Consider the following 23,646-nt stretch of genomic DNA (forward strand, 5'->3'; position numbering starts at 1 on the left):
TAACGATCAGCTAAACCGAGGGGCACAGATTTTTGAACCTCTTTAGTTCGTCTAGAAAATTGGGAGTAAAGAGGAGTTGGTCTGAATCATTTATCTCTTTTAATGACCAGAAGCGCCCCTCTGCTATCTCTTTTGGATCAGTCCTGACAGAGCCGTCCCAGCAGCACCGGTAGGAGCGGACAAACTCGGATTCATAAGAATTTCTGTGCAGATAGGTATGGAGGAACTCCAGCTTGGTCTCCTGGATTCCCAGCTCTTCCTTCATCTCTCTTAATGCCGCATGTTCATATGATTCTCCCGCTTCCACATGCCCCCCCACAGAGGTATCCCACTTGCCTGGGTGCACATCTTTGAAAGGACTCCTTTTCTGAAGGAACAACTCTCCAGCCGGGTTAAAAACCAGTACATGCACGACACGGTGAATCAGGGAAGGGTCATTGTGGACCTCCTGCCGGGAAGCCTGCCCGGTTACCTTGTCATGTTCATCAACTATATCGAAAATTTCTCGACGGCTCTCATTTCCCATGATGGTCAGCTCCTTTCAGACAGTCTGCATGGTGGCCCTGCTGCTTGCCATCGCGTTAAGCCAGCAAAAAAGAGCTATTGCAAAAAAAAAATCCCGGAATCAGAGTGCTGAATCCGGGATTTTTTTACAGGTGCAGGTCAAATGATAAGCACCTTAGAAATGAATTTCGTGAAGGTGCTTATCCTCCCGGAAGGGCTGTAAAGAGTATTCCTTTATAGGGTGTTAGCACTGTCCTGATGCCTTTGTCGTTTTGACAATGACAGCACCGATCTGGTACGGACAACCATTGGAAGCCGGACGGCGATCTTCAAGGCGACCTTTCCAGCCGTCGTCGACTGTTCCAACCGGAATGCGGATGGAAGCGCCACGGTCGGAAACACCATAGGAGAAGTCGGTGATTGCAGCGGTTTCGTGCAGACCGGTCAGGCGCTGATCGTTGTAAGCACCGTAAACAGAGATGTGCTCTTGAATGTGCTTGCCGAATTCTTCGCAGATAGCATCAAATACAGCTTTGTCGCCGCAGGTTCTCATCTTGCCGTTGGAGAAGTTTGCATGCATACCCGAACCGTTCCAGTCTGCTTCTTTTCCAAGAGGCTTCGGATGCCACTCTACGTATACTCCATATTTTTCAGCTGTTCTTTCAAGTAAGTAACGGGCAACCCAGATCTCGTCGCCGGCCAGCTTCGCGCCTTTTGAAAAAATCTGAAATTCCCACTGACCGGGTGCAACCTCTGCGTTGATGCCTTCCACGTTGAGTCCGGCTTCAATACAGATATCGAAATGCTCTTCAACAATCTCGCGACCATAGGCCTTTTTGGCACCAACACCGCAGTAGTATGGAAACTGGGGGACAGTGGGGAAGCCGCCTTTGGGGAAACCCAAGGGGAGCCCGGTTTCAAGGTCGCAGAGGAAATATTCCTGCTCGTATCCGAACCAGAAGTCATCGTCTTCGTCATCGATGGTAGCCCGATGGTTGGTTGCATGAGGGGTTCCGTCTGCGTTCAATACTTCGCACATAACAATGTAGGCCGCATTGCGATCAGGATCAGGACAGATGAAAACTGGCTTTAATAAGAGGTCGGAAGCGCCACCCTCTGCTTGGTTTGTGGATGAGCCATCAAATGACCAGACTGGACAATCTTCCAATTTGCCGCTGAAATCTTTTGCCATTCTGGTTTTTGCTCTGATGTTCTGGGTTGGCTCTCCGCCGTCAAGCCAAAGATATTCTAATTTTGTTTTGCTCATAACTAGTTCCTTTTATACATAATTCATGGTTTTAGTTTAACTCCGAATGCCAGTTAACGTTAGACAAACAAACAAGAAAAAATGCAAAATGTCAATCAAATTTGTGAAATTCCTTTGCCTGGAATCGTGCAAAATTGTGAGATTGCCTCTTTGCAATAGAAAGAACGCTGCAAAGAATGAGGACGTGAAGATGGCTCGGATATTATGCGGTGCAAAACAGTATGTGATTACCACTAAAGTTCAGCTTAGAAGGTCCAGAGGGATATGAGGAGCCCTTTGCACGGGACGCCATAAACCCATCCCTGGGGGCTTGGCCGCAGCCATCCAGGCTGCGGAACACCCGTGCAAAGGGCTCCTCATATCCCCATATAGCTGAACTTTAGTGGTAATCACAAAACAGTATGAAACCAGGTCTAGCTTGGCAGCAAATATTGCTGAGATGATGTGCCGTGCCGTCGTGATCGTGTGTTCGTTTCAATATTGTTTGTCGACCCAGAAACCTGGATGATGTTTATGTTTCTGAAGTGTCGATAACAGCGGATTCACAGACATAGGTTGGAATGATCCCGGTGTAACGAATACGTATCTCGGCATTTTCGGGCAAGGTGTTACCTGTAAGTACCAGAGCCGTATCCATGCCAAATTTATTGCCTCCGATAATATCGGTAAACAGGGTGTCGCCAACCATCAGGATCTCGTTGACATGCAGAGATGGCTGGTTTTTACATGCCCTATCATAGCCATACATAAACATCTGGGTGTCGGGCTTGCCGAAGCGGATGAAATATTTGCCGAGGGTTCTTTCTACGAGATCAGAGATTCCGCCAACAGCGACGGCAATGTCGGTGCGATTGAGCGGATAGCTTTGGTCAGTATTGGCAACGACCACAGGGATGTTTTTTTCACGCAGCAGGTTGATGGCCTTGTTGATATCTTTGTTCCAGTCAAATCCTTCATCATCAAGGAAGACCAGGCAGCGAATGTCTTCAATGTCGTCGAGATCGAGTTTGCTGATTGGCACGGTTTCAAGCCCTAAGATTTCGATATAGTGGGCTGAGCGCCACGTGCCGATATAGGCGACCTTGCCGCTCTTGATCTTCAGCCGCAGCCAGTCGTGCGCGAGCATCCCTGAAGAGATAATCTTGCTGGTATCGATATGCTCTAGTCCTTGAATCTGGTAGGCATAGGCAAGCGATTGGGGGCTGCGTGACGCATCGTTTGTCACTATGTAGTACTCAATACCGTGGCTTTTCAGAAAGTCGAAGGTTCTGCCAATGCCTGGCAGTATGCCTTTGTGATTTTTGAGGACGCCGTATGCATCGAAGAAAACAGCCTTGTAGCGCGTTACTATTTCGTGGAATTTGTCTATTTGCATGGCTTTAAAATTTAAGGGCTTTAAGGAGTTTATCTGCTGAAAATTTGGTTTCTATGGCGGGTAAATACAGCTCATAAGCCTCTTTCTGTAGTTTCTGAGCAAAGGATGGTCTGAAAAAATGATGTCCGTCTTTGATAACATAGTTCAAGATAAAGAAGCGGTAAGCCTCTTTCAGATAGAGGATTTCAATTTCAGTTAATGGGAAGATCTTGTGGTACTCCTTCAAGAACAGGATGAAACGGTCTTCGTTTAGAGGGTCGATCAGGTAGCTGAAAGCGGTACGGTCTCCAACATCGGAAACAACCCGGCTGAAAGAATAAAAATCCATAACGCGCGAAGAAACCCTGAACCAGTCATAGTCCCAGCGCGAATACAGTCTGCCGTCCGCTCTTACTGAAAAATTTCCTATATTCCAATCAACAAAAACAGGAATGAGCTCAAAATTATGGAGATAGGACAGTTTATCAACTTTATTCAGAAAAATTTCTGCATGCATCTTGATGATATCTTTTTCTTTATCAGATGCGGAAAACTGGTCTTTGTCAATATCTTTGACCAGCTTCTGTATATCCGTGATGACTGTTTTGGACGCGAAGGGGAGTTGGTTGCTCACATTGACACAGGCCCTATGGAACCTGGCAAGTTCGCGTCCCAGCATACGAATGTGTTTTTCTTCAAGGCGCCCGGGCAGCATGTTTTTGATGCGAACGGGGTTGTAGAAAATGACCCAGGCGCTTGTGTCGGTTTTGTAATAACGATAAATGAACACTTCATTCTTTTTAACAAGAGAATGGGCGAGAAAATTGTCGTATGGGGCTTCGAGGTTGTTTGCCAGATTTTTGATAATGATATGGTCTTCACGAAAGAGGTCAAATTTCCCATAGTCAGACAGTTTGACAAAAACAGGTTCTCGATCATAGAAAAAAATTTTATATACATGGTTGGTTGATACACGGACGCTGACATCGAAGATACGTTTGATTTCGTGTCGATCATCAAACTCTTCCCATGCCTTCTGTATTATGTGTTTGTAGTCAAGCTGGTTCTGCATGAGCATCCTTTTTATCTGGTCAATGTTAATTTCAGCATGAGTTGAGTTTACCTCGCGATGCAGAGAGTGGTTTTCCGACAGATAAGCTATTGAACAATGTGATTACCACTCATGTTCAGCTTATAAGGTCCAGAGGGATATGTGGAGCCCTTTTCACGGGACGCCATAAAACCATCCCTGGGGGCTTGACCGCAGCCATCCAGGCTGCGGAACACCCGTGCAAAGGGCACCTCATATCCCCATGTAGCTGAAGATTGGTCGTAATCAAATTGAACAATGTGCATATTACGAATTGAAGATTAGAATCCTTGCAACCCGGTAAAAGCAGAGAAGAACTCCAATTTTATACAATAGAGCTAAAAAATGCATCCATTATCGGGTTTCGGCAGGAAATGCTCAACAACAAATATTATGAGAACCGCGATGGGTGCGAAAAAGTCTGCAGGCAATTCAGATGAAACTCTGGAAGAAGGCTGGGAGACTTCACCGCAGACTCTGTCTACTGGGGTACTAAGGGGATTTTTATGCAATCAAAAGGAAATCATGGGCTAATGTTGGCTGTCCTTTGGCGCACTATGTACTCCCCAACAGCTGTTTGTGTAGAGGGGTATGGTTGTTTGGGTTTGTCAGCTGTAAACACCGGGATTTCAGCTCCCGATATAGGGATTAAATAAAGAAGAGCCGTATACGAGGCCCATACCTGCGATTCCGTGAGAGGGATGAGGTAAGCTTATTTAACTCTCCTCACCCTGTGCGATGTTTTTTTCCGCATTGCCAAGCTTGCCTATTTGGCTTTTTGTAAGTAAAGAATGGAAATGATATTTGTCGCGATAAGGCGGAACAGATAATGGCAGACAGAATAAAATCCAATCAAAACCGAATCTCCCGAGTACTCCCCAGTCTTCTCCAGGATAAAGGCTGGGAAATGCAGCTCGATTTGCATTCCATCTTTCCAAGATGGCAGGAGTTGGTCGGAGAAGAGGTGAGTATGCACGCTCAACCGCTAAAGATTGAAAGGGATGTGCTCTGGCTGGAAGTGGAAAATTCATCATGGCTGCAGCAGCTGCAATACCAGAAACTGGAATTATTGGATACGTTGAATAGTTGTTTTCGGCTTTCGCATCTTAAAGATATTAAAATGGTTCTGCCTAAAGGTTCGTCGGGCAAGACCGGAAATCCCGATAAAAAATCGACTTCTAGGATAGAATTCATCAAGCCAAGTGAAGAAAAAGTTGCTGCATTCCAGCGGCAGGTTGCGTGCATTGCCGATGAACAATGCCGGGAAGCATTGATGCAATTCTGGTATCTTGCCCAGGCCTGTAAAAGAAAAACTGAATAACAGTCTTGTTTTCAATTTATAGAGTAAAACAATGTTACATAAAGATATATTGAGCGCTATCGGTAATACGCCGCTAATACGTATTAATCGTCTGTTTCACCACGACCATGTGTCGATTTACGGCAAACTGGAGGCGACCAATCCCGGTGGCTCGGTGAAAGAACGGATAGCGCTGTCCATGATTGAGGCTGGTGAGGCCAGTGGGGGATTGACCCGGGATAAAATTGTTCTTGAAGCAACCAGCGGCAATACCGGCATTGGTCTGGCTATGGTCTGCGCCGCCAAGGGGTATCGCTGTGTTCTTGTTATGCCGGAGTCGGCCAGTATAGAGCGCCGTAAAATAATGCAGGCCTATGGTGCCGAAATTCTGTTGACGCCGGCCAACAGGGCAACCGATGGAGCCATTGAAAAGTCCTATGCGATGGTTCGGGAATTTCCCGACCGATATTTTCTGACCGACCAGTACAATAATGAAGCAAACTGGCGGGCCCATTACGACCACACCGCCCCTGAGATCTGGCAGCAGACCGATGGCAGGGTTACCCATGTGGTGGCGACTCTCGGGACCTCAGGTACCATCATGGGGCTGTGTGCCTGGTTTCATGAATGTCAGCCCCAGGTCAAGGTGATTGCCGTTGAGCCCCATCTGGACCATAAAATCCAGGGGCTGAAAAATATGAAAGAGTCCTATAAGCCTGGGATTTTTGACAAATCTGTGCCCGATGAGATAGTTCCCATTGAAGATGAAGCTGCCTTCAGCATGGCCCGAAAACTCGCCAGCGAGGAAGGGATGCTGGTGGGAATGAGCAGCGGTGGCGCCATGGCCGCCGCCATCGAATATGCAGAACGGCTGGAGCGCGGCACGGTCGTTGTTATTTTGCCGGATGGGGGCGAGCGTTATCTCAGCACACCGCTTTTTACCCCTGCTAAAAAAGCGGACGGTAAAAAGAAACTGCGTTTTTTCAATACAATGTCCAAGAGAAAAGAGGATTTTGTGCCCCAGAAAGAGGGCCATGTCACTTTCTACTCCTGTGGGCCGACGGCCTATGAATTGGCCAATCTCTCGCTATGCCGCCGGTTTCTAGTTTCGGATCTCATTACCCGCACCCTTGAGTCGAAGGGCCTGCAGGTTGATGCGTATATGAACTTTACCGATATAGATGATAATACTATTGCCGGGGCGGAAAAAGCAGAGAAACAGTTAAAGGATTTTACCGGAGAATACATTGCCGGCTTTATGGAGGATATGGACACCCTTGGTGTAAAGAGGGCTAAAGGCTATCCCATGGCCTCTGAGAATGTGTCCGATATGATTGAGATCGCCCATGAGCTGATCCATAAAGGGTACGCTTATGAAAAACACGGTTCAATCTATTTTGATATTTCCAAATTTAAAAAATACGGCCGCCTTTCTGGGATTGACTTAAGCAAGATCCAGCTCGGCAAAACAGTCGATCTGGATAACTATGAAAAGGATAATCCGCGGGACTTTACTCTGCTCAAGCGATCCACCCTGGCAGAGCTGAAAAAGGGCATCTTTTTCGAGACGGATTGGGGCAATGTCCGTCCCGGTTGGCATGTGGAATGCTCGGCAATGGCTACCAGGAACCTGGGGCCGACTATGGATATTCATACCTCAAGCCGAAACCTCATCTTTCCGCACCACGAAAATGAGATTGCCATTGCCGAAGCGCTCACCGGGAAGCCATTGGCCAATTACTGGCTGCATTCAGAGCTGGTGCTGGTTGATGGCAAGAATATGTCCGCCGAGGCCGGCAATAATGTGACGCTCAAAGAACTGCTGCAGCGTGGCTATACCGGGCGCGAGGTTCGGTTTATGATGCTTTCCGTGCACTATCGGATGCCGCTGAATTTTTCGTATAAACGCCTGGATAATGTCCGCACTGCCCTGCGCCGGCTCGATGAATTCACCTGCAAGCTGAACTGTCTGCCTTCAGGCAGGCCGCATCCCGAGGTAACCGCCTTTGTCTCGGCAATGGAACAGCAGTTTTTTGAAGCGATGGATGACGACCTGAATGTTTCAAAAGGGATGGGCGCAATCTATCGCTTCATTAAAAAAGTGTACCCGATCCTCCAGGTAAACCATCTTGACCAGGATCAGAAAACCTATATTCTGAAAAGCCTCGAAAAACTCAACCAGATCCTTGATGTCTTTCGCCTGCAGGGCTGTCCTCTTGCCCCTGATGTGAACGCTCTTATTCAGCGTCGTGAGCAGGCCAGGCTGCAAAAAGACTGGAAGGCCGCCGATGCGGCCCGAGAAGAGCTTGTCAGAAAAGGCATTGTCGTCATTGACACGGAGAACGGGCCGGTCTGGAAAAGAACACGCGACGGAGAGCAGTGATATGTTTGAAAATACTTTTTGCCGACACGCACTAACATAATGTTGACAGTTTATACCCGTGAAGGGCGCAGGCTGGAACTCTCAGAAGATTCAATCCTGGAAAATATTGAGAATGTCGTCTGGGTTGATCTGACAAATCCTGCTCCTGCCGAGATTAAAAAGGTAGAGCAGTTCAGTGATCTGGCTTTACCTAATATCAAGGAAACAGAAGAGATTGAGGCCAGTTCGCATTATGAGGTGTATCCCGATGGCCTGCAGGTAAACTGCTCGTTTCTTCATCAGGTAAGCGGTAATTTTTCTATTACCAATGTGGCTTTTCTCTTCAACAAAAAATGCCTTATCAGTCTTTGCGCGCGTGAAGTTCCCATTGTCAGCCGTCTTCAGGCGCGTGCTCAAGTAAACAGCGAGTTGATTCTTGATCCCCTGACAACTATCATCGCGCTCATTGAGGACAAAGTTGAAAAGCTGGCGGATTTATCAGAAGAAGCACATTTAGCGATAGAAAAAATAAGTCGACAGATATTTAATCGGCAGAATGTGATTCAGGAGGAAATTATCGACAACCTGTCCCGACAGGATGACTTGAACGGGAAAATCCGCTTATGCCTTATGGATGGGCAGCGTGACCTGAATTTTCTGCTTCGCCGAGGGCGATTGCTCGATGAAAATATCCATATCACCAATGATATCCTCGAAGATATCAAAACCTTGCTGTCCCACAACACCTTTCTCTCTGAAAGGCTGGATTTTCTCCTCAATGCGGCCTTGGGGTTCATCAACATCGAACAAAACAAAATCATCAAAATATTCTCGATTGCAGCCGTTGTCTTTATGCCGCCAACCGTTATCGCCAGTATCTTTGGCATGAACTTTAAGTTTATGCCGGAGTTGTCGTGGTCATGGGGCTATCCTCTGGCCCTGCTGTCCATGGTCGCTGCCGGGCTTGCTCCTTATGTCTATTTCAAGAATAAGGGCTGGTTGTGACCGCCGCCTGAGTCCACCGATGTGGCAAAAGCGTTACTTTCCTGAAAAAAGATTGAAGTCATCAATACGGTAACCGGTTCGGCCCGGAAAAGAACACGAGATACAGAGCAATGATACAAATGAAGTTGCTTTTTGACCAACTTTGAATGTTATGTCATCGCTGATTGTGCTAAGGTTACGACACTCATCATCTCAAACAACAAGCGCCAGTAGCTCAGCTGGATAGAGCAACGGACTTCTAATCAGTGGCACGTTTGTGAGAGTCCGGGTTGGCGCGTCGATATAATTAAGGACCTATGGCTCTTTTGCTGTAGGTCCTTTTTGCGTTTCCGTCGAGGTCTGGTCTTTTGGGGGACGATATGCGACTATTTCAGAGCAAGTTCATTATTAACAGCATCAAAGAAATCTTTTCGAAGAGCGTTTTCTTTTTCTGAGAATTGTAAATTTTGCCCACCCATTGTTAAATTTGATTCTTTATTAAATCGGGCATTAAGAGTTAACGAGGATTTTGCGATTTTAATAAATAACTTAGCGGAGTATATTGCACCCATAAAACCAGAATCTCTTTGTCCTGATAGTGGTTGTGGTTCTGTTTTGATAGTTCCCGTTGATGGATTTTCTTCATAAATATATCCTTGTTGGTCCAAGACACTGAGGACAGCATTCCTAAGTTTCGACTCATTAACTGAAAATGTTTTTGTTGCTGGTATGTCTTCCTCTATTCCACCGGATGGTTTAGCCGTATTCGTCAATTCACTTTTTACATAATTGATATCGCTACAACCAAAAACTAATATGCTAAAAAAAATGAGCATTATATAAGCAATAATGTGTTTATTTCGCATAACTATTCCTCAAAAAAATTATTCAGTCCGGTAATTATTTTTCATCAATAGTCAGTATGGCATCTATACTATTGACGACCGACATCAATCTGACTTCGACAACTAGCTAAAAGCCCAATGGATGTGTTACCACAGAGTGATAGTAATAAACACGCAAATTCAACCACCTGCAAATAATACCAATAAATTTTTGTAGCCGCAAATGGTTTCTGTCTAAATAAAAGAGTCATGGGCAACCGGTTCGGCCCGGAAAAGAACACGAGATACAGAGCAATGATACAAATGAAGTTGCTTTTTGACCAACTTTGAGTATTATGTCGTCGCTGATTGTGCTAAGGTTACGACACTCATCATTTCAAACAACAAGCGCCAGTAGCTCAGCTGGATAGAGCAACGGACTTCTAATCCGTAGGTCGCAGGTTCGAATCCTGCCTGGCGTACCAATACCAAAAAGGGATTGCGGGTTTTGCTTGCAATCTCTTTTCTTGTTTAATTTGTCCACGTTTTTATTTAATGACCATATAGTCCTTCGGTTTCAAGGTCGCTCCGCATAGTAGCGAAGAAGCGTGTCTATCATCACCTGCTGCGACATTCGTTCGGCACGGCGGCGACAGTTGCCGGGCATGACCTGTCTGCCCTGCAATCGATAATGGGGCACAGCTCACCGAACACTACCGGAATTTACCAGCTTATGGCCGGTGAGTATTTGCGGGTACAGGGGCGAAAGTTGAATGATAAGGTCATGCAAGAAATGGAGGATAAGGAGTAATTATCAATTTCCTGTTATTTTGCCAATAAGGAATGGTATAAGGTTAGAGATGAACGAACATTGCTGAAAGTACTTTGTCAATGATTTTGACCTTATGTAGATATCAGGAAACTAGACAATTTTGTCTAGAACCGATTAATATAATTAAAAAAATGAATATTATTTATAATATCGGATGGGTGGCATCCCTCGGTATATCTGTTTTTGCAGGATTCAATGATCGCCTGGTTTTGGCTATTTTCTATCTTTTCGCATCTATAGTTTTCCTCTTCTTAGCAAACCTTAAGTACATCCTAAAAGACAAAAAACAAGACCAGGTGGCAAATGATGTTTTGGCGATTGAACAATCGATTCAAAAAGCTGAGGCTGCAATTGTTGCAATGCAGAGTCTCGCTAAATTGATTTCAAGAGCAGCCCTGTCTTTGATTAAGAGAAGCGGACGTATGGAAGGCTATCCAGAAGAAGAACAGGAGGCGCTGAAAGAGTCTTTTCTAAGCTTGTTGAATGGTCTGAATTTGTCGGAGCGAGACAGAGAAGAAGTACTTGAAGAATATAATAGATTCATAGAAATTGATTACGTCTATTTATTGCTGGAAAGCCATATTCCTATAAGGTGGCCGAGAGAAGAATTACACAAAAGAAGAGATATGCTTTCCGAAGTAAATTCAAATCGTCCTTCTCCAGAACGGATTGAGGAATTATTAATAAGAAACGGATCGTTATCAAGTAATCACAAAGAAATTTTGGAAGATTACAAATATTTTCGTAAATATAAGAAATATCGTCGTCCGGAAATAATCTCAAATTATAAAGAGTTGAGAAAAACAATGAATCTATAACGAACTATGATCTTATCTGGGTGGGGGTATGCGGGGCACTCCCTGAGCATCTTCGAGAAAATCTGGAGGCTTCGCTTGGTATAGAATTTTTATAAACGCTTTAGATGGATGCCTTGTAAAGTGGGATAATGCCACACATGAGATACAAAAAGCGTGACATATTTCCTGCTTATTTTGCTATTGGGTTTTGTTTTATGATACAACCTTACGGTAGCTTTTTTGTTAAAATCAAACCCACTGCAAGCTGAAAACGATGGATCAAAACAAACTTCTCACCAAACTCAATAATTTTTTTCCTCATAGCAATTATACAGTTGAAAACTTTGAACAAGCTGTAAAAAATGATGAACTCGAGATAGATAAAGAGTCCTTTTCCAATACGTTGAAAGGTGCTTTGTTGGATGAAAGTATTGTCGAGGTAAAATTACAAGGCCTGGACAAAGTCTTTTTTTGTCGGATTCTCGATAATCCTCATGATACCAACAGAGTAGATAGTGATGCTGATCCGAACGCAAAAGATTCTGAATACGAAAAAGGTGCTTATCTTGATACTCACGACTGCTTGATAATAACTCCTCTTGAACCAAGTATGGGAAATTACTTGATAACCTCATTTTCTGAACCGAAGATGCAGGTTTTGTTGAGAGTTCTTGCGTATGGCAACGCTTTTGAATTATGTTGTTTTTTTGAGGGGCGAGCGCTTCTCGGCGATATGCCTGTTCTTAAACTGACCTTTCCTTTCGTTCGAAAAAAAATACCCGGCGCTAGAGAGTTCAGAGCAAAGGTCCCGACGGATATGGAATTCATGGTCACGGTAGAAAGGCCAAGACTAAAGCCCATTTTGACATCGCCTTTAAATATTAGTCTCAAAGGGATGTCCCTCTTGGATCCCATGGGGTGGCGTACGAATCTAAAAGTTGGCGATAAGGTGATGTGCGATTTAGAAATTCCGAAAGAGAAGCCTGTTTTAATCGAAGCATCTGTAATTCATGTCACAAGACTCAGGAACGTGAAAGGGGTTCAGCACTGTTTTGGGGTACAGTTTAATTTTACTAAACCGGAAACAAAATCCTCGATAGAGAAAATTGTGAGTTTAGTGCAGAGAAGGCATTTGCGAGAATTATCAGAAATAGAACAAAGATTCGGCGTTTTTTATGACAATAAGTAAGGCAAAGGTAGCCCGGAACATCTGGAATACTTCCTGGAAATTTCCAACATATGGCTGGTTAATGTTTGCTGGCCCATGGGTGAAAATTGAATAATAAGATCATGCAGGAAAGAGAGGATACGGAGTGGTTATATAAACATCACTTGCCAACTTTCAATCCGTAGGTCGCAGGTTCGAATCCTGCCTGGCGTACCAATAAAAACAGCCACTTAGACTAAAAGTCTGAGTGGCTGTTCTTTTGGTATCAGGAATTGGTCGGCAAATATGGCGGTTTTATGTGGTGATGAAATCAGGAGAAGCCAGTGCCTGATCGGGCGTTCGTAACACCCTGTCGCGAAAAGCATTTATGAAATAACTGTTGTGGTCAGTATAAAAACCAGATAAGTTCGGACATGTCTAGAGCTAACTTGTCCAAACAGGCAATAGTTTATTTTTCGGATGCCCCCCTGGTTGCATAATTTTTTCTATCTCCATGAATAAACAATTGCAATATCTGCTTCCTCGAATTGTTTCCTTTGTTTTTGAAAAGCTGCGCCAAGCCAGTACCGACCTGTTGCCCATTGCCCTGGTGATCGCTTTTTTTCAACTTGTTGTGATCCGTCGCCCGTTGCCCAATCTTCCCGATATTATTATTGGCACTGGGCTCGTCATCGTCGGGCTGAGCATGTTTATTCAGGGATTGCAGATGGCCCTCTTCCCCTTGGGCGAAAACATGGCGGAATCCCTTACCCGCAAAGGGAGCCTCTTTTGGCTGATGGCATTTTCATTTGCGCTTGGTTTCTCAACGACGATAGCCGAACCCGCACTCATTGCAATTTCTGCTGAAGCTGCGGATATTGCCATCCAGGGCGGGCTTTTGGCTAACGACCCGAAAGTAGCTGCGTCCTACGCTCTCGGCCTCAGGCTTACGGTTGCATCGTCAGTGGGATTTGCAATCCTTCTGGGGGTTCTTCGCATACTCAAGAACTGGTCCCTGCCTATGCTCATAATCGGCGGGTATGTTGCGGTCATGCTCATCACCATTGTCGCTCCAGAAGAGATTATCGGAATTGCTTACGATGCTGGCGGAGTAACAACCTCGACGATAACTGTACCACTTGTTACGGCACTGGGAGTAGGTCTTGCAACGATTATTAGAGGTCGTAATCCCCTGATCGACGGATTCGGGCTGATTGCCTTCGCTTCGCTTCTGCCAATGATATTTGTCATGGGCTATGGCCTTGTCGTCTTTTAATACCTTGATAATATGATGGATTTAATTAATTCTTTCACAACAACCCTGCTCCTCACGTGTCGGGACGTCATACCGATTGTGCTGTTGTTCGGTCTTTTTCAACTGCTCATTGTGCGTCAGCCAATTCCAAATTTCAAACGTATTCTGGTTGGGGCAATCTATGTGCTGCTGGGGCTCACACTTTTTCTTCTTGGGCTTGAAAAAGCGCTCTTTCCGCTTGGAAAAATCATGGCGGCACAACTTTCCGATCCTGTCTTTCTTCAGGGGAGCAAAGATACCGTTGATCTTCTGGATTGGACGAATTACGGATGGGTATACCTCTTCGCGGCGATGATTGGCTTTGCCACGACCATTGCCGAGCCGTCCCTTATTGCCGTTGCCTATAAAGCCAAAGAGGTATCCGGAGGCACCATTAACGACTGGGGGCTGAGGATTACCGTCGCCATCGGTGTGTCCATCGGAATAAGTCTTGGCACCTTTCGAATCGTTACCGGTACCCCCTTATATATTTATATCATGGCAGGCTATGTAATCGTGATCATCCAGACCATTTTCGCTCCCAAAGTACTGACAGCTCTGGCCTACGACTCGGGTGGCGTTACCACTTCCACTGTGACAGTGCCAATCGTTGCCGCTCTCGGTCTCGGCCTTTCCGCTGCAGTTCCTGGACGGAATCCTGCTATAGACGGTTTTGGATTGATTGCCTTCGCCAGCCTGTTTCCGATTATCACCGTTCTTGGATATGCGCAATATGCTCACTGGGCGGCTACGCGGCCAATGAAAAAGCAGAGAGGAGAATAATATGAAATTCAAAGTTATCCTGGCGTCCGTAAAAGCCGATATTACCGACAAAGTTGTTGATGCCGCAAAAAGCTCGGGGGCCACCGGTGCTACTATTATTCCTGCCCGGGGTACGGGTATCCGAGAGGCGAAAACTTTCTTTGGGTTGTCGCTTGAGGCACAAACCGATATCATTATGTTTCTGCTGGAAGAGCACATAGCTCCCATTGTGCTTGAGGCAATTGCCAAGGCCGGAAAATTTGACCAGCCGGGAACTGGTATCGCCTTTATGATAGGCGTCGAAAATGTCGTCGGCCTTGAAAGTCAGATCGAACGGTTCAAACAGGAGGTTCGGGATCAGTATTTTTAGAAATATTACTCTACAAACGGGATCTTTTGCCGAATATGATCAACAGCATAAAAAGGAGTCAGGGAATGGCTGCAGAGCAAAACAGAATTGTACGAGCCAGGGATGTGATGAGCACCAGGATTATTTCCATTGATGGCATGGCGACGGCTAAAGAAGCCGCCCAGAAAATGAAGGAAGAAAATGTGCTGTCACTGCTGGTCTCCAAGCGTCACGAGAACGACGCCTGGGGACTTGTGGCGGTTCAGGATCTTATAACTGGTGTCTTGATTCCGGCCAAAAAAGCTGAGGATGTTAACGTTTATGAAATCATGACCAAGCCGATTCTGTCTGTCCCGGCAGACATGGATATCAGGTATGTAGCCAGGTTATTGTATCGAGCCAATATGCGTCGTGCGCCAGTAGAAGACAAGGGGGAGCTGGTGGGTATGATCACCCTCTCGGCACTGGTATTGGAAAACGAGCTATTCTAAATTGCATCTCCCTGTTGCCCGCCACCCAGCTCCGCAGGGAGTCGATGTTTCGAATCCCTGATTCGGGTAGATCTCCCTGCACTCCTCCTGTTGGATCAATCCGTTACGACTGAACAAGCGCTGTAAAATAATTTTGGCCTTTTTTTTTATCTAACGGGGGAGTCTATAGGCTTTTTTTCGGATCTTTTTATATGTCAGGGTCAGGTCATTACCCCATAGCGAAACTCCTTCGGTTTTCGCTGCTCATTTTTTTGTTTGGTTCCTTTGAATTGCTGGGCCAGTTTGACCTTTTTCGCAATTATTCTCTGATCGCCTGAGTGGCACTCAAATTCGACGGTGGCGCCAACTTTTAAGAATTGACAGTTAACCAGGTCGGCTTTAAGGACTATTATGTCTGGCCCACTACCGTTGTCGAGAATTCCGGAGTCCTTGTCGCGGAACCATTTTTTAACTACTGTTTGCAAAAAATCACCTTTAATTACTGGTTGATACCTATTCCCTTATGATCGGGACAAGTAGTTTGCAGGCACTGTGTCGATAGATCAGACAGACACCTGCCAATGTTACTGTTAAATTTGTTTTTTGTTTTATTTCGTGAAGGAAGCTCTGCCCCGGCGACCGAATACTAAAACGAGCAACCTTCACGGTGTATTGAAACAAACGTGCTTTTAAGCGGGGGGAGTTACCTTCACAAGATGTTTTGCGCCCTGAGCTATGGATACTTGTTTTTTACCTTCAAAAATAACTTTGATGGTGCCGCAGGTATCTACTGCAATGATTTTACCAATACCCCAGTCAGCTTTTGCTTTGTGTCGTACATTTTCACCTGCATATAAATTCGCTTTCATTGGTACCTCCGAGGAAAATGAATTATACATAACCTTAACAGTGTATACATTATTTCAGTAAAAGCTCTCACTGTTTGACAAACGGCGTAAAAAAAGGAAATGTTGAGTAGGTGAAAAATCGCCGGAGGTGCCTCGATCCTTGGCAGATTATTGATGAATTGAGGAGAAAGTGATGGGGGTTGTTCTTCTATATTTCTTTTGTGTGGGACAATAATAACGTTTTCTGCGTGTAAAATTCACTCAAAAGCAAAAAACCTTTATAATCTGAGAACTGTATGCGTTTATCGTTGCGAACCATGTGTTATTGCAAAATTTCTGGTGTTCTGCTTCTTCTTTTAGTCAACGGGTCCTCGCTGTGGGCGACGATGTATCCCCTGCCGCCGACCGATGTTGACCTTGTCGGGGAGGAACGAAAAACTCAAGCCCTTGCTGAGGATACCCTGCTTGATATTGCCCGTCGCTACGATGTGGGACAGGATGAGATCCTCTTGGCTAATCCGAATGTAGATCGTTGGCTGCCAGGAGAGGGTGCAGAAGTTGTACTGCCCGGTCGAGTTATCCTTCCCCGTGCTGAACGTAATGGATTGGTGCTGAATGTACCCGAAATGCGACTTTACTATTTCTTCAACAGTGAGCCGGATAAAAGGCCGATGGTGGCAACCTATCCGGTGAGTATTGGTCGCATGGACTGGAATACCCCTTTAGGGATGGCGAAAATTGTAAAAAAGGACCGGGATCCAACCTGGTATCCGCCGGAATCGTTGAAATTAGAAGCCATCGCGAAAGGGACGCCATTGCCGGATGTCGTCCCGCCAGGTCCTGCTAACCCTCTTGGCCGCTATGCCATGCGCCTCAGCATCCCTGGATACCTGATTCACAGCACCAATAAGCCTTTTGGCGTGGGTATGCGGGTAACCCACGGATGTGTGCGGATGTATCCCGAGAATATTGAGGAGCTTTTTCCCCTTGTGCCAGTACAGACGAAGGTTCAGATTGTGAATCAGCCGATCAAGATCGGCTGGAACAATAATACCCTTTTTCTTGAGGTTCATCCTGAGCTGGATGAGGACCTGGGCAAAAATCAGGACATGACCTGTAAAGCCTATGAAATGATCTTCGATGCAGTTGAAAACAAGGATGCAATACTGGATATAAAAACGATAAAAAAAGCACTGCAGGAAAAGAACGGTATGCCGGTGCCCATAACAACTTTTGTTGCAGACGGCTTTCAGTTTTAAACAGCGTCGGGAAATTCCTCTGGCAAGGAGGAGAGAAAGGCCCCGCTTGAAAACAGCGGGGCGCTCACAAAGACATCAGTGGACTTACTTGTACATAGCCTTTTTAAACATCTGGTCTAGCTTGCTTTCAGTGGTGGCCGATGTAGCTTTGGCATCTTCTGCTATGGCTTTGGCATCATTCGCCGTTGCTTTTGCTTCGTTCGCCGTCTGCAGTGCCATTTCCGCTGTTGCATTCGCCTTCTCAACCTGAGACCTCGTCATATCCAGATCCTTGGTTGATGCACATCCTGAAAGGCCGATTGCGATCAACAGAGCTAAAATCTTCACAGTGTGCTTCATGATACATCCTCCTTGTAAAAGTTTGATGGGTCGTTATTGCCGGAATATTCCGGTTATCGTTTCATTATTCGACTAATAATAAGACGAGAGTATTGGTTGGGCTATTCTTTTTTTTGTTTACAAAAAAAAAGCTGCATCAGCGTATTTCAACCGGTGTTCCGATTTTGATCCAGCCCGTAAGGCGGTCAATCTGATCATCGGTCAGGGCAATACAGCCATTCGTCCAGTTGAACTGTTCGTGGATCTTTTTATCACCTTTGCCGATGCCATGTATGCCCAGACTGCCGCCAAGAACGGTATTCTGGGGTGGAAGACGGCCTGAGGCATATGCCTGACGGATTCTGTTCCAGGTCTTATGGTCCAGCAGGCCGGTCTGGAATGCGCGTTCCGCATATTCCCTGCCTGGATAAAGAAGACCAAAGAAACGGTGAAAAGATGTTTTTTCAGTTATCCAGGCAATGGCGAAATGACCGAGAGGCGTTTTGTGGTCTCCGCTTCGCTTGTCAGCAGTTGTTCCGTAACGACCGATGGCGATATTCGAAAAGCTCAGTTTTTCCTTATTACTTTGCATTACTTTCAATGTCAGGGCTTTGGTGTCAATAATAATTCGGGTGGTATCCTGCCCACCAAATAATGGAGAGGCCAGCAGTATTGATAAAATGACTAAATAAAGCCCTGCGGAGAGGGGCGAACGATGGCCTGGTCGGGTCCGATGCTGGGGAGCAGGACGGCGATTGTTGCTTTTCATACTGGCTACCTCTTTTCTGCTGCATGTTGCAGAAGATCGAGCATTGCAACGGAACTTTCTGCACACAGTATTGATTGGTGGTATGGTTTTTTCAAAAACCCTTCCTTTTCGGCAGTTTCAAGCATCATTTCAAGCGGCGTATAAAATCCATTGACGTTGAGTAAGCCGCAAGGTTTTGTGTGAAATCCCATCTGGCCGAGAGTGTATGCTTCAAGAAACTCCTCAAGGGTACCAATGCCTCCAGGTAATGCGACAAAACCATCGGCTAGTTGCATCATTAGATTTTTTCTCTCATGCATGGTGGGCAACACATGTAGTTCCGCCAGGCGTTGATGAAAGTTTTCCTTGTCCTTTAAGGCCTGCACCGTCACGCCAATAACCTTTCCACCGGCAGCTAAAGCGCTGTCGGCCAGCTGATTCATAAGACCGGTACGGGAGCCGCCATAAATACAGGTCAGGCCGCGTACTGCAAGTTCATGGCCCATCTCGCGGGCTGCCGCTATATACGCAGGGTGATTACCACTGCTCGATCCAAGAAAGATACAGACTGAATTCATTAATACTCCTTTACTCGCATATTTTTGACCGGTGCATTGCCTGATCCCGGCATTCCTGATAATGCGACAGGTTCACAGGCTTGTGGGGAACTAATAATATCCGGCAATTATACAGCTGTCATGGGGAAAAGCCGATAATAAAATATAATGTGATTACCACTAAACTTCAGCTATATGGGGATATGAGGTGCCCCTTGCACGGGTGTTCCGCAGCCTGGATGGCTGCGGTCAAGCCCCCCAGGGATGGGTTTATGGCGTCCCGTGAAAAGGGCTCCTCATATCCCTCTGGACCTTCTAAGCTGAACTTGAGTGGTAATAACAAAATAGAATCGGTATTTTTCAAGGTGAATGTCCTTTTTGATAATGTATTGTAACGATATGCTGAAATTACGCTGTTGCTAAAATGAGCATATTCAAACGTTAGGGTAGCGCTAACTGAAAAAGACAAAGTTGGTTTGAATGTGAAAAGAACAGGCATTTAAAATTTTCTAAATAGACCTTGATAAACTAACTACGCATTATTATTATTTGCTAACTATACTGAAGTTATGAAGTATGCAATACCAACACAGTCAAATTAAGAGGATCAGGAATGAATGACTTTTTGAGAATAATTACCCATGCTCGTCGGTTTAAAAGTGCCATAAAAGAATTGGGTGTAGAGCAATTGGAAGAAATAAAACTAAAACTACAAAAAATTATCGATGACCGAATAGCCGAGGAAGCAGCAGCAAAAATCGAGAATGCCGAGAGAATTGAAAAAATTCGTAAATACAAAGAATTACTTGCCGCAGACGGCATTGATCCGCTTGATTTGCAAGAAGGTTCTTCCGCTGAAAAACAGAGCAAGCGCATGCCGCGTCAGCCAAAATATGAAATCTGGAATGAAGCGGGAGAACACATTACCTGGACTGGTCAAGGACGTATGCCTAACGTTTTTAAGGCCCGTATTGATGCCGGTGAAACTCTCGACACTTTTCTTATTGATCAGTAAAATATAATAATAAAGAAAGGCTTTCTCTTTTGCGAAAGCCTTTCAGTTCTGTTCCCGCCTGAGTGTACTCTTCAGCACGCTTGAAAAAATTCTTTAAACTTCTTCTGTGTCATCCATAGCTTTTCACTGGAAAGAAAATTGATTACCCCCCCTCAAACTTAGTCCACCTTCGTTCATTAGCTGAACTTCAGCCGCAATCAGAAAAAAACAATTCTGCCTGACTGCAGGCATGAGAATGTTTACCTGTTTGTAATTCGAGCAACGGTGACATTTAGAGGAGGTCTTGCTCGAATTTTTATTACGAATGATTATCATAGTCAGGATGTAACGTAATTTCACTTTTCTCAGGATCCAATAATCTCAGGGCATACATGTCAAATATTCTTCTACAAGCTGAAAATATCTCTAAATATTACTATCTTGGCGACCAGAAAATAATGGTGCTGGGAAATGTCTCACTGACTGTGAACAGGGGTGAGTTCGTGGTTATTGCAGGCAGCAGCGGCAGCGGCAAGACAACCTTGCTGAGCGTGCTCTCCGGGCTCGACAGGCCGAGCATAGGTAGAATACATATGGCAGGCAGAGATATTACCGATTTGACCGAGGATCAACTGGCGCCGGTACGCAACACGTTGACGGGTTTTGTATTTCAGGCCTTTCATCTCATCCCCTCTCTTAACGCTATTGAAAATGTCATGTTTCCGGCTGAGCTGAAAAAGGATCCCGAGGCCAGGAATAAAGCACAGTCGCTTCTTGATCAGGTTGGATTGCAGGATCGGGGGAAAAATTTCCCGGAACAACTCTCCGGAGGAGAACAGCAGCGGATCGCCATCTGTCGGGCTCTGATCAATGATCCGGAAATTGTCTTTGCCGATGAACCGACAGGTAATCTTGATTCGGAGAACAGTGAAGGTATTATCCAATTACTGGTCGATCTGCATAAAGATCGGAAGATTACCCTGGTCATCGCTACCCATAGTCAATCTCTGGCCAGTCGCGCCGATAGAATAGTTCGCCTCCATGACGGCAGGATTCAAGAGGGGTGAAAGACGCGATGAATATTCGGTTTTTGATACGGGAGATCTTGCATAGCAAAAGTCAGGCGGTCGTTTTTATTCTCTGCGTGGCGTTATCGCTGGTAAGCATTGTTGCCATTAACAGTTTCCGCAGCGATGTCCAGCAGTCCATTGCCAGTGATGCACGGGGTTTGCACGGCGGTGATATCATAGTTCATTCACATTATGATTTTTCGCCTGCTTTGCAGCAGGAGATTGCCGCTCTAGCCAAAAAAACCGGGATCCAGGTTGCTCGAACCTGGGAGTTTTATTCCGTTGCCAGAAGAGCTGATGGGCAGGACTCACTGTTTAGCAATATTAAGGCGGTAGAAAAGGGGTATCCTTTATATGGGACGGTGGAATTGCTTTCCGGCCGGGAATTTTCGCGAGTTCTGCAACCGGGCAAGGTCGTTGTTGCCCCGGAGCTGCTCAAACGTCTGGGGCTTGCTCTGGGTGACAAACTGCTGCTCGGGGATAGTGTTTTAGAGATCGTCGATGTGATTGGCCGAGAATCGTTGCGGCCGGTCGATTTTTTCAATTTTGGCCCAAGAATTCTGGTCGCTGCTGCTGATCTTGCCCAGATGGATTTAGTTCAAAAGGGCAGCAGGGTTCAGTATGAAGCCCTTTTGAAAGTGGCCGATGCCGGTCAAATTAACACCCTCGCCGCCGGGTTGCAGGCGAGAGCCGTAACCGGGCAGGAACGTGTCGCCACCTATGCGACGGCGAGTTCCCGGGTCAAACGGTTCTTTGACAACCTGCTGTTCTTTCTCTCTCTTGTCTCTGTTTTTACCCTGCTGCTCGCCGGGATCGGTATGCAGAGTTCTCTTGCCGCGTTCCTCCGCCGCAAGGAAAAGAGCTTTGCCATCCTCCGTTCTCTGGGGGCTACCGGATCGTTTCTACTGCGCCATTATCTCGTGATAGTCTTTATTCTGAGCTTTATCGGATGCGCCGTTGGCATTCTGTCGGGACTGCTGCTTGAAAAGAATTTTTCCACCCTCTTTGCCGGGTTGCTGCCGGATAATATAGTCCTTGGCGGCTCATTTTTTGACGTGCTGGAGGGGATCGGACTCGGCCTGGTGGTGGTGACTTTTTTTACCTTTCTGCCGCTCAGTAAGATAAAGAATGTAAAACCGGCGGCCGTGTTTAGAAAGGAAAGCGATAACGGACGGCAGAATCGGGGGACTTATGTGCTCATTGGCTGTGGGATCATCCTGCTCACCGGACTTGTCGTCCGGCAACTCAATGACCTGCGTATCGGCTTATACTTTCTCGGCGGTGTTTTGGCCCTCATTGCGGTAATCTCGGTATTGATCGGCATACTATTGCTGCTGCTTTCCCGATTGCAGATAGCTTCCCTGCCACTCCGGCAGGCGGTGAGAAGTCTGCTGCGACCGGGCAATGCCACCCGGCCGATAGTCGTGACCCTGGCTTCGGCTCTCTCGGTGTTGCTGACGATTTATCTGATGGAGTACAATCTCCATGCTACCTATATCGCGTCCTATCCGGCCGATGCTCCCAACCTTTTCTGTCTGGATATTCAGAAGAACCAGCAGCATGACTTTCGGGGGCTCGTCGGCCAGGATGTGGAACTCTTTCCTATTATCCGCGCTCGTCTCACTTCTATCAATGGCGAAAGGATTCACCGGGAAAGTGAGATGAAAAAACGAGGTGACAGTCTTGCCCGTGAATTTAATCTAACGTATCGCCCCAAATTGCTCAGTGATGAAGTATTGATCAAGGGCGATTCTCTTTTTGGCAATGTGCGGGAAAAAAGCGGCCTTGTTCCGGTTTCTCTGCTTGATACGGTGGCCGAGATGGGCGATATGAAGATGGGCGATGTCCTGATTTTTAATGTGCAGGGTGTCCCAATGAAAGCTGAAGTGAGCTCGATACGAAGTCGTACCAAATCCATGCTCTATCCGTTCTTCTATTTTGTCTTCCCGGAAGAAAATTTACGTGCTGCCCCGCAAACCTTCTTTGGTGCACTGAAAGTGAAAAAGAGTGAGATAGCTCAACTGCAAAATACCATCGTCAACCATTTCCCCAATATCAGCACCATCAATGTCGGTGAAACTGCTGCCGAGCTTGAAAAAATTCTGCAGAAGCTCTCCACGATCATCAATTTTTTTGCCTCTTTTTCGATTCTTGCCGGGGCGTTAATCCTGGTGAGTTCCGTTCTCGCAACAAGGATGGCCAGAATAAAGGAGGCTGTTTATTATAAGGTTCTCGGCGCTGATACCCGGTTTGTGCTGCTGGTCTTTTTCCTTGAAAATTTTATCCTGGCCCTGCTCAGCAGTGGATGTGCTATTCTGGTTGCGCAGGCCGGCAGCTGGGGGCTTTGCCGATTCCTCTTTGACATCGATTTCGATCCGAGCTGGCCGGTGAGTTTTGCGATGCTGGTGATGACCGTCTGCCTGGTTGTCACCCTGGGGCTGCTCAGTTCGGTGTCAATCCTGGGCCAGAAACCGATACGGTTTTTAAGAGAGCAGTCATGATGCGAAAGCCCATAA

General features: G+C 46.0%; 24 protein-coding genes and 1 tRNA gene. 15 read left to right on the forward strand and 10 right to left on the reverse strand.

Annotated features, from left to right (window positions below; genetic code table 11):
- Positions 1 to 10: 10 nt before the first annotated feature.
- From FCL47_RS20220 to FCL47_RS20235, 4 genes are all read right to left on the reverse strand, one after another.
- The gene (locus FCL47_RS20220; RefSeq protein ID WP_136815534.1) at positions 11 to 526 is read right to left on the reverse strand and encodes an NUDIX domain-containing protein; all 516 of its coding nucleotides are present in this window, start codon (positions 524 to 526) and stop codon (positions 11 to 13) included.
- A 222-nt stretch (positions 527 to 748) separates the two neighbouring features.
- Complete coding sequence (locus tag FCL47_RS20225; RefSeq protein WP_136815535.1) at positions 749 to 1,771, reverse strand: glutamine synthetase beta-grasp domain-containing protein; 1,023 nt, start codon at positions 1,769 to 1,771, stop codon at positions 749 to 751.
- 511 nt (positions 1,772 to 2,282) lie between these two features.
- Complete coding sequence (locus FCL47_RS20230) at positions 2,283 to 3,146, reverse strand: HAD-IIA family hydrolase (RefSeq protein WP_136815536.1); 864 nt, start codon at positions 3,144 to 3,146, stop codon at positions 2,283 to 2,285.
- 4 nt (positions 3,147 to 3,150) lie between these two features.
- Complete coding sequence (locus FCL47_RS20235; RefSeq protein WP_136815537.1) at positions 3,151 to 4,197, reverse strand: hypothetical protein; 1,047 nt, start codon at positions 4,195 to 4,197, stop codon at positions 3,151 to 3,153.
- 847 nt (positions 4,198 to 5,044) lie between these two features.
- Here FCL47_RS20235 and FCL47_RS20240 point away from each other — a divergent pair.
- From FCL47_RS20240 to corA, 3 genes are read left to right on the forward strand one after another with little or no spacing between them, the layout of a single operon-like run.
- Positions 5,045 to 5,536: a DUF721 domain-containing protein gene (locus tag FCL47_RS20240; RefSeq protein ID WP_136815538.1), complete on the forward strand. Its 492-nt coding sequence runs from the start codon at positions 5,045 to 5,047 to the stop codon at positions 5,534 to 5,536.
- Positions 5,537 to 5,567: 31 nt separating this feature from the next.
- The gene (gene cysS, locus FCL47_RS20245; protein WP_136815539.1) at positions 5,568 to 7,898 is read left to right on the forward strand and encodes a cysteine--tRNA ligase; all 2,331 of its coding nucleotides are present in this window, start codon (positions 5,568 to 5,570) and stop codon (positions 7,896 to 7,898) included.
- A gap of 39 nt (positions 7,899 to 7,937) precedes the next feature.
- Positions 7,938 to 8,882: a magnesium/cobalt transporter CorA gene (gene corA / locus FCL47_RS20250; RefSeq protein ID WP_136815540.1), complete on the forward strand. Its 945-nt coding sequence runs from the start codon at positions 7,938 to 7,940 to the stop codon at positions 8,880 to 8,882.
- A 365-nt stretch (positions 8,883 to 9,247) separates the two neighbouring features.
- Here the strand turns inward: corA and FCL47_RS20255 are convergent, their stop codons facing one another.
- The gene (locus FCL47_RS20255; protein WP_136815541.1) at positions 9,248 to 9,727 is read right to left on the reverse strand and encodes a hypothetical protein; all 480 of its coding nucleotides are present in this window, start codon (positions 9,725 to 9,727) and stop codon (positions 9,248 to 9,250) included.
- A gap of 366 nt (positions 9,728 to 10,093) precedes the next feature.
- Here FCL47_RS20255 and FCL47_RS20260 point away from each other — a divergent pair.
- The 8 genes from FCL47_RS20260 to FCL47_RS20295 all read left to right on the forward strand — a co-directional run bounded on the left by FCL47_RS20260 (position 10,094) and on the right by FCL47_RS20295 (position 15,357).
- A tRNA-Arg gene (locus FCL47_RS20260) sits at positions 10,094 to 10,170 on the forward strand.
- Positions 10,171 to 10,310: 140 nt separating this feature from the next.
- A complete protein-coding gene (locus FCL47_RS25740) occupies positions 10,311 to 10,496 on the forward strand; it encodes a tyrosine-type recombinase/integrase (protein WP_370459585.1) in 186 nt (61 codons plus the stop codon).
- A 152-nt stretch (positions 10,497 to 10,648) separates the two neighbouring features.
- Positions 10,649 to 11,335 (forward strand): hypothetical protein, encoded by a 687-nt coding sequence (locus tag FCL47_RS20270; protein ID WP_136815542.1) that lies wholly within the window; start codon positions 10,649 to 10,651, stop codon positions 11,333 to 11,335.
- A 253-nt stretch (positions 11,336 to 11,588) separates the two neighbouring features.
- Entirely contained in the window at positions 11,589 to 12,503 is a 915-nt protein-coding gene (locus FCL47_RS20275) for a PilZ domain-containing protein (RefSeq protein WP_136815543.1), read from the forward strand.
- A gap of 472 nt (positions 12,504 to 12,975) precedes the next feature.
- Entirely contained in the window at positions 12,976 to 13,737 is a 762-nt protein-coding gene (locus tag FCL47_RS20280) for a DUF1538 domain-containing protein (RefSeq protein ID WP_136815544.1), read from the forward strand.
- Positions 13,738 to 13,752: 15 nt separating this feature from the next.
- Positions 13,753 to 14,538 carry a DUF1538 domain-containing protein gene (locus FCL47_RS20285; protein WP_136815578.1) on the forward strand — a complete coding sequence of 262 codons (786 nt, stop codon included), beginning with the start codon at positions 13,753 to 13,755 and terminating at the stop codon, positions 14,536 to 14,538.
- 1 nt (position 14,539) lies between these two features.
- Complete coding sequence (locus FCL47_RS20290; protein ID WP_136815545.1) at positions 14,540 to 14,887, forward strand: P-II family nitrogen regulator; 348 nt, start codon at positions 14,540 to 14,542, stop codon at positions 14,885 to 14,887.
- A gap of 65 nt (positions 14,888 to 14,952) precedes the next feature.
- Complete coding sequence (locus FCL47_RS20295) at positions 14,953 to 15,357, forward strand: CBS domain-containing protein (protein ID WP_136815546.1); 405 nt, start codon at positions 14,953 to 14,955, stop codon at positions 15,355 to 15,357.
- A 200-nt stretch (positions 15,358 to 15,557) separates the two neighbouring features.
- Here the strand turns inward: FCL47_RS20295 and FCL47_RS20300 are convergent, their stop codons facing one another.
- Both FCL47_RS20300 and FCL47_RS20305 read right to left on the reverse strand, forming a co-directional pair.
- Positions 15,558 to 15,821, reverse strand: coding sequence for a hypothetical protein (locus FCL47_RS20300; RefSeq protein ID WP_136815547.1), 264 nt, complete (start codon positions 15,819 to 15,821; stop codon positions 15,558 to 15,560).
- A 204-nt stretch (positions 15,822 to 16,025) separates the two neighbouring features.
- Positions 16,026 to 16,205 carry a DUF3553 domain-containing protein gene (locus FCL47_RS20305; RefSeq protein ID WP_167496585.1) on the reverse strand — a complete coding sequence of 60 codons (180 nt, stop codon included), beginning with the start codon at positions 16,203 to 16,205 and terminating at the stop codon, positions 16,026 to 16,028.
- Positions 16,206 to 16,480: 275 nt separating this feature from the next.
- On the opposite strand from FCL47_RS20305, the gene FCL47_RS20310 reads away from it, so the two are divergent.
- Positions 16,481 to 17,443, forward strand: a complete 963-nt coding sequence (locus FCL47_RS20310) for a L,D-transpeptidase family protein (RefSeq protein WP_205747385.1) — start codon at positions 16,481 to 16,483, stop codon at positions 17,441 to 17,443.
- Between the two features lie 84 nt (positions 17,444 to 17,527).
- On the opposite strand, the gene FCL47_RS20315 is transcribed toward FCL47_RS20310, so the two are convergent.
- From FCL47_RS20315 to FCL47_RS20325, 3 genes are all read right to left on the reverse strand, one after another.
- Positions 17,528 to 17,782, reverse strand: coding sequence for an Lpp/OprI family alanine-zipper lipoprotein (locus FCL47_RS20315; RefSeq protein ID WP_136815549.1), 255 nt, complete (start codon positions 17,780 to 17,782; stop codon positions 17,528 to 17,530).
- 136 nt (positions 17,783 to 17,918) lie between these two features.
- A complete protein-coding gene (locus FCL47_RS20320) occupies positions 17,919 to 18,530 on the reverse strand; it encodes a murein L,D-transpeptidase family protein (RefSeq protein WP_136815550.1) in 612 nt (203 codons plus the stop codon).
- A gap of 5 nt (positions 18,531 to 18,535) precedes the next feature.
- Positions 18,536 to 19,087, reverse strand: coding sequence for a TIGR00730 family Rossman fold protein (locus tag FCL47_RS20325; RefSeq protein ID WP_136815551.1), 552 nt, complete (start codon positions 19,085 to 19,087; stop codon positions 18,536 to 18,538).
- A 592-nt stretch (positions 19,088 to 19,679) separates the two neighbouring features.
- On the opposite strand from FCL47_RS20325, the gene FCL47_RS20330 reads away from it, so the two are divergent.
- The 3 genes from FCL47_RS20330 to FCL47_RS20340 all read left to right on the forward strand — a co-directional run bounded on the left by FCL47_RS20330 (position 19,680) and on the right by FCL47_RS20340 (position 23,631).
- On the forward strand, positions 19,680 to 20,081 hold the full coding sequence (locus tag FCL47_RS20330; RefSeq protein ID WP_136815552.1) for an H-NS family nucleoid-associated regulatory protein: 402 nt from the start codon (positions 19,680 to 19,682) through the stop codon (positions 20,079 to 20,081).
- Between the two features lie 371 nt (positions 20,082 to 20,452).
- Positions 20,453 to 21,127, forward strand: a complete 675-nt coding sequence (locus tag FCL47_RS20335) for an ABC transporter ATP-binding protein (protein WP_205747386.1) — start codon at positions 20,453 to 20,455, stop codon at positions 21,125 to 21,127.
- 8 nt (positions 21,128 to 21,135) lie between these two features.
- Positions 21,136 to 23,631, forward strand: a complete 2,496-nt coding sequence (locus FCL47_RS20340) for an ABC transporter permease (RefSeq protein ID WP_136815553.1) — start codon at positions 21,136 to 21,138, stop codon at positions 23,629 to 23,631.
- Positions 23,632 to 23,646 lie beyond the last annotated feature (15 nt).

The organism is Desulfopila sp. IMCC35006, assembly GCF_005116645.1.
Taxonomy (GTDB): domain Bacteria; phylum Desulfobacterota; class Desulfobulbia; order Desulfobulbales; family Desulfocapsaceae; genus Desulforhopalus_A.

Coding starts and splice junctions, on each gene's coding strand:
- FCL47_RS20330 (WP_136815552.1), top strand. CDS start 19,680: ATGAATGACTTTTTGAGAATAATTACCCATGCTCGTCGGTTTAAAAGT.
- FCL47_RS20225 (WP_136815535.1), bottom strand. CDS start 1,771: ATGAGCAAAACAAAATTAGAATATCTTTGGCTTGACGGCGGAGAGCCA.
- FCL47_RS20255 (WP_136815541.1), bottom strand. CDS start 9,727: ATGCGAAATAAACACATTATTGCTTATATAATGCTCATTTTTTTTAGC.
- corA (WP_136815540.1), top strand. CDS start 7,938: ATGTTGACAGTTTATACCCGTGAAGGGCGCAGGCTGGAACTCTCAGAA.
- FCL47_RS20280 (WP_136815544.1), top strand. CDS start 12,976: ATGAATAAACAATTGCAATATCTGCTTCCTCGAATTGTTTCCTTTGTT.
- FCL47_RS20340 (WP_136815553.1), top strand. CDS start 21,136: ATGAATATTCGGTTTTTGATACGGGAGATCTTGCATAGCAAAAGTCAG.
- FCL47_RS20325 (WP_136815551.1), bottom strand. CDS start 19,087: ATGAATTCAGTCTGTATCTTTCTTGGATCGAGCAGTGGTAATCACCCT.
- FCL47_RS20270 (WP_136815542.1), top strand. CDS start 10,649: ATGAATATTATTTATAATATCGGATGGGTGGCATCCCTCGGTATATCT.
- FCL47_RS20230 (WP_136815536.1), bottom strand. CDS start 3,146: ATGCAAATAGACAAATTCCACGAAATAGTAACGCGCTACAAGGCTGTT.
- FCL47_RS20235 (WP_136815537.1), bottom strand. CDS start 4,197: ATGCAGAACCAGCTTGACTACAAACACATAATACAGAAGGCATGGGAA.
- FCL47_RS20315 (WP_136815549.1), bottom strand. CDS start 17,782: ATGAAGCACACTGTGAAGATTTTAGCTCTGTTGATCGCAATCGGCCTT.
- FCL47_RS20310 (WP_205747385.1), top strand. CDS start 16,481: ATGCGTTTATCGTTGCGAACCATGTGTTATTGCAAAATTTCTGGTGTT.
- FCL47_RS20295 (WP_136815546.1), top strand. CDS start 14,953: ATGGCTGCAGAGCAAAACAGAATTGTACGAGCCAGGGATGTGATGAGC.
- FCL47_RS20305 (WP_167496585.1), bottom strand. CDS start 16,205: ATGAAAGCGAATTTATATGCAGGTGAAAATGTACGACACAAAGCAAAA.
- FCL47_RS20335 (WP_205747386.1), top strand. CDS start 20,453: ATGTCAAATATTCTTCTACAAGCTGAAAATATCTCTAAATATTACTAT.
- FCL47_RS20275 (WP_136815543.1), top strand. CDS start 11,589: ATGGATCAAAACAAACTTCTCACCAAACTCAATAATTTTTTTCCTCAT.
- cysS (WP_136815539.1), top strand. CDS start 5,568: ATGTTACATAAAGATATATTGAGCGCTATCGGTAATACGCCGCTAATA.
- FCL47_RS20285 (WP_136815578.1), top strand. CDS start 13,753: ATGGATTTAATTAATTCTTTCACAACAACCCTGCTCCTCACGTGTCGG.
- FCL47_RS20290 (WP_136815545.1), top strand. CDS start 14,540: ATGAAATTCAAAGTTATCCTGGCGTCCGTAAAAGCCGATATTACCGAC.
- FCL47_RS20320 (WP_136815550.1), bottom strand. CDS start 18,530: ATGAAAAGCAACAATCGCCGTCCTGCTCCCCAGCATCGGACCCGACCA.
- FCL47_RS20240 (WP_136815538.1), top strand. CDS start 5,045: ATGGCAGACAGAATAAAATCCAATCAAAACCGAATCTCCCGAGTACTC.
- FCL47_RS20220 (WP_136815534.1), bottom strand. CDS start 526: ATGGGAAATGAGAGCCGTCGAGAAATTTTCGATATAGTTGATGAACAT.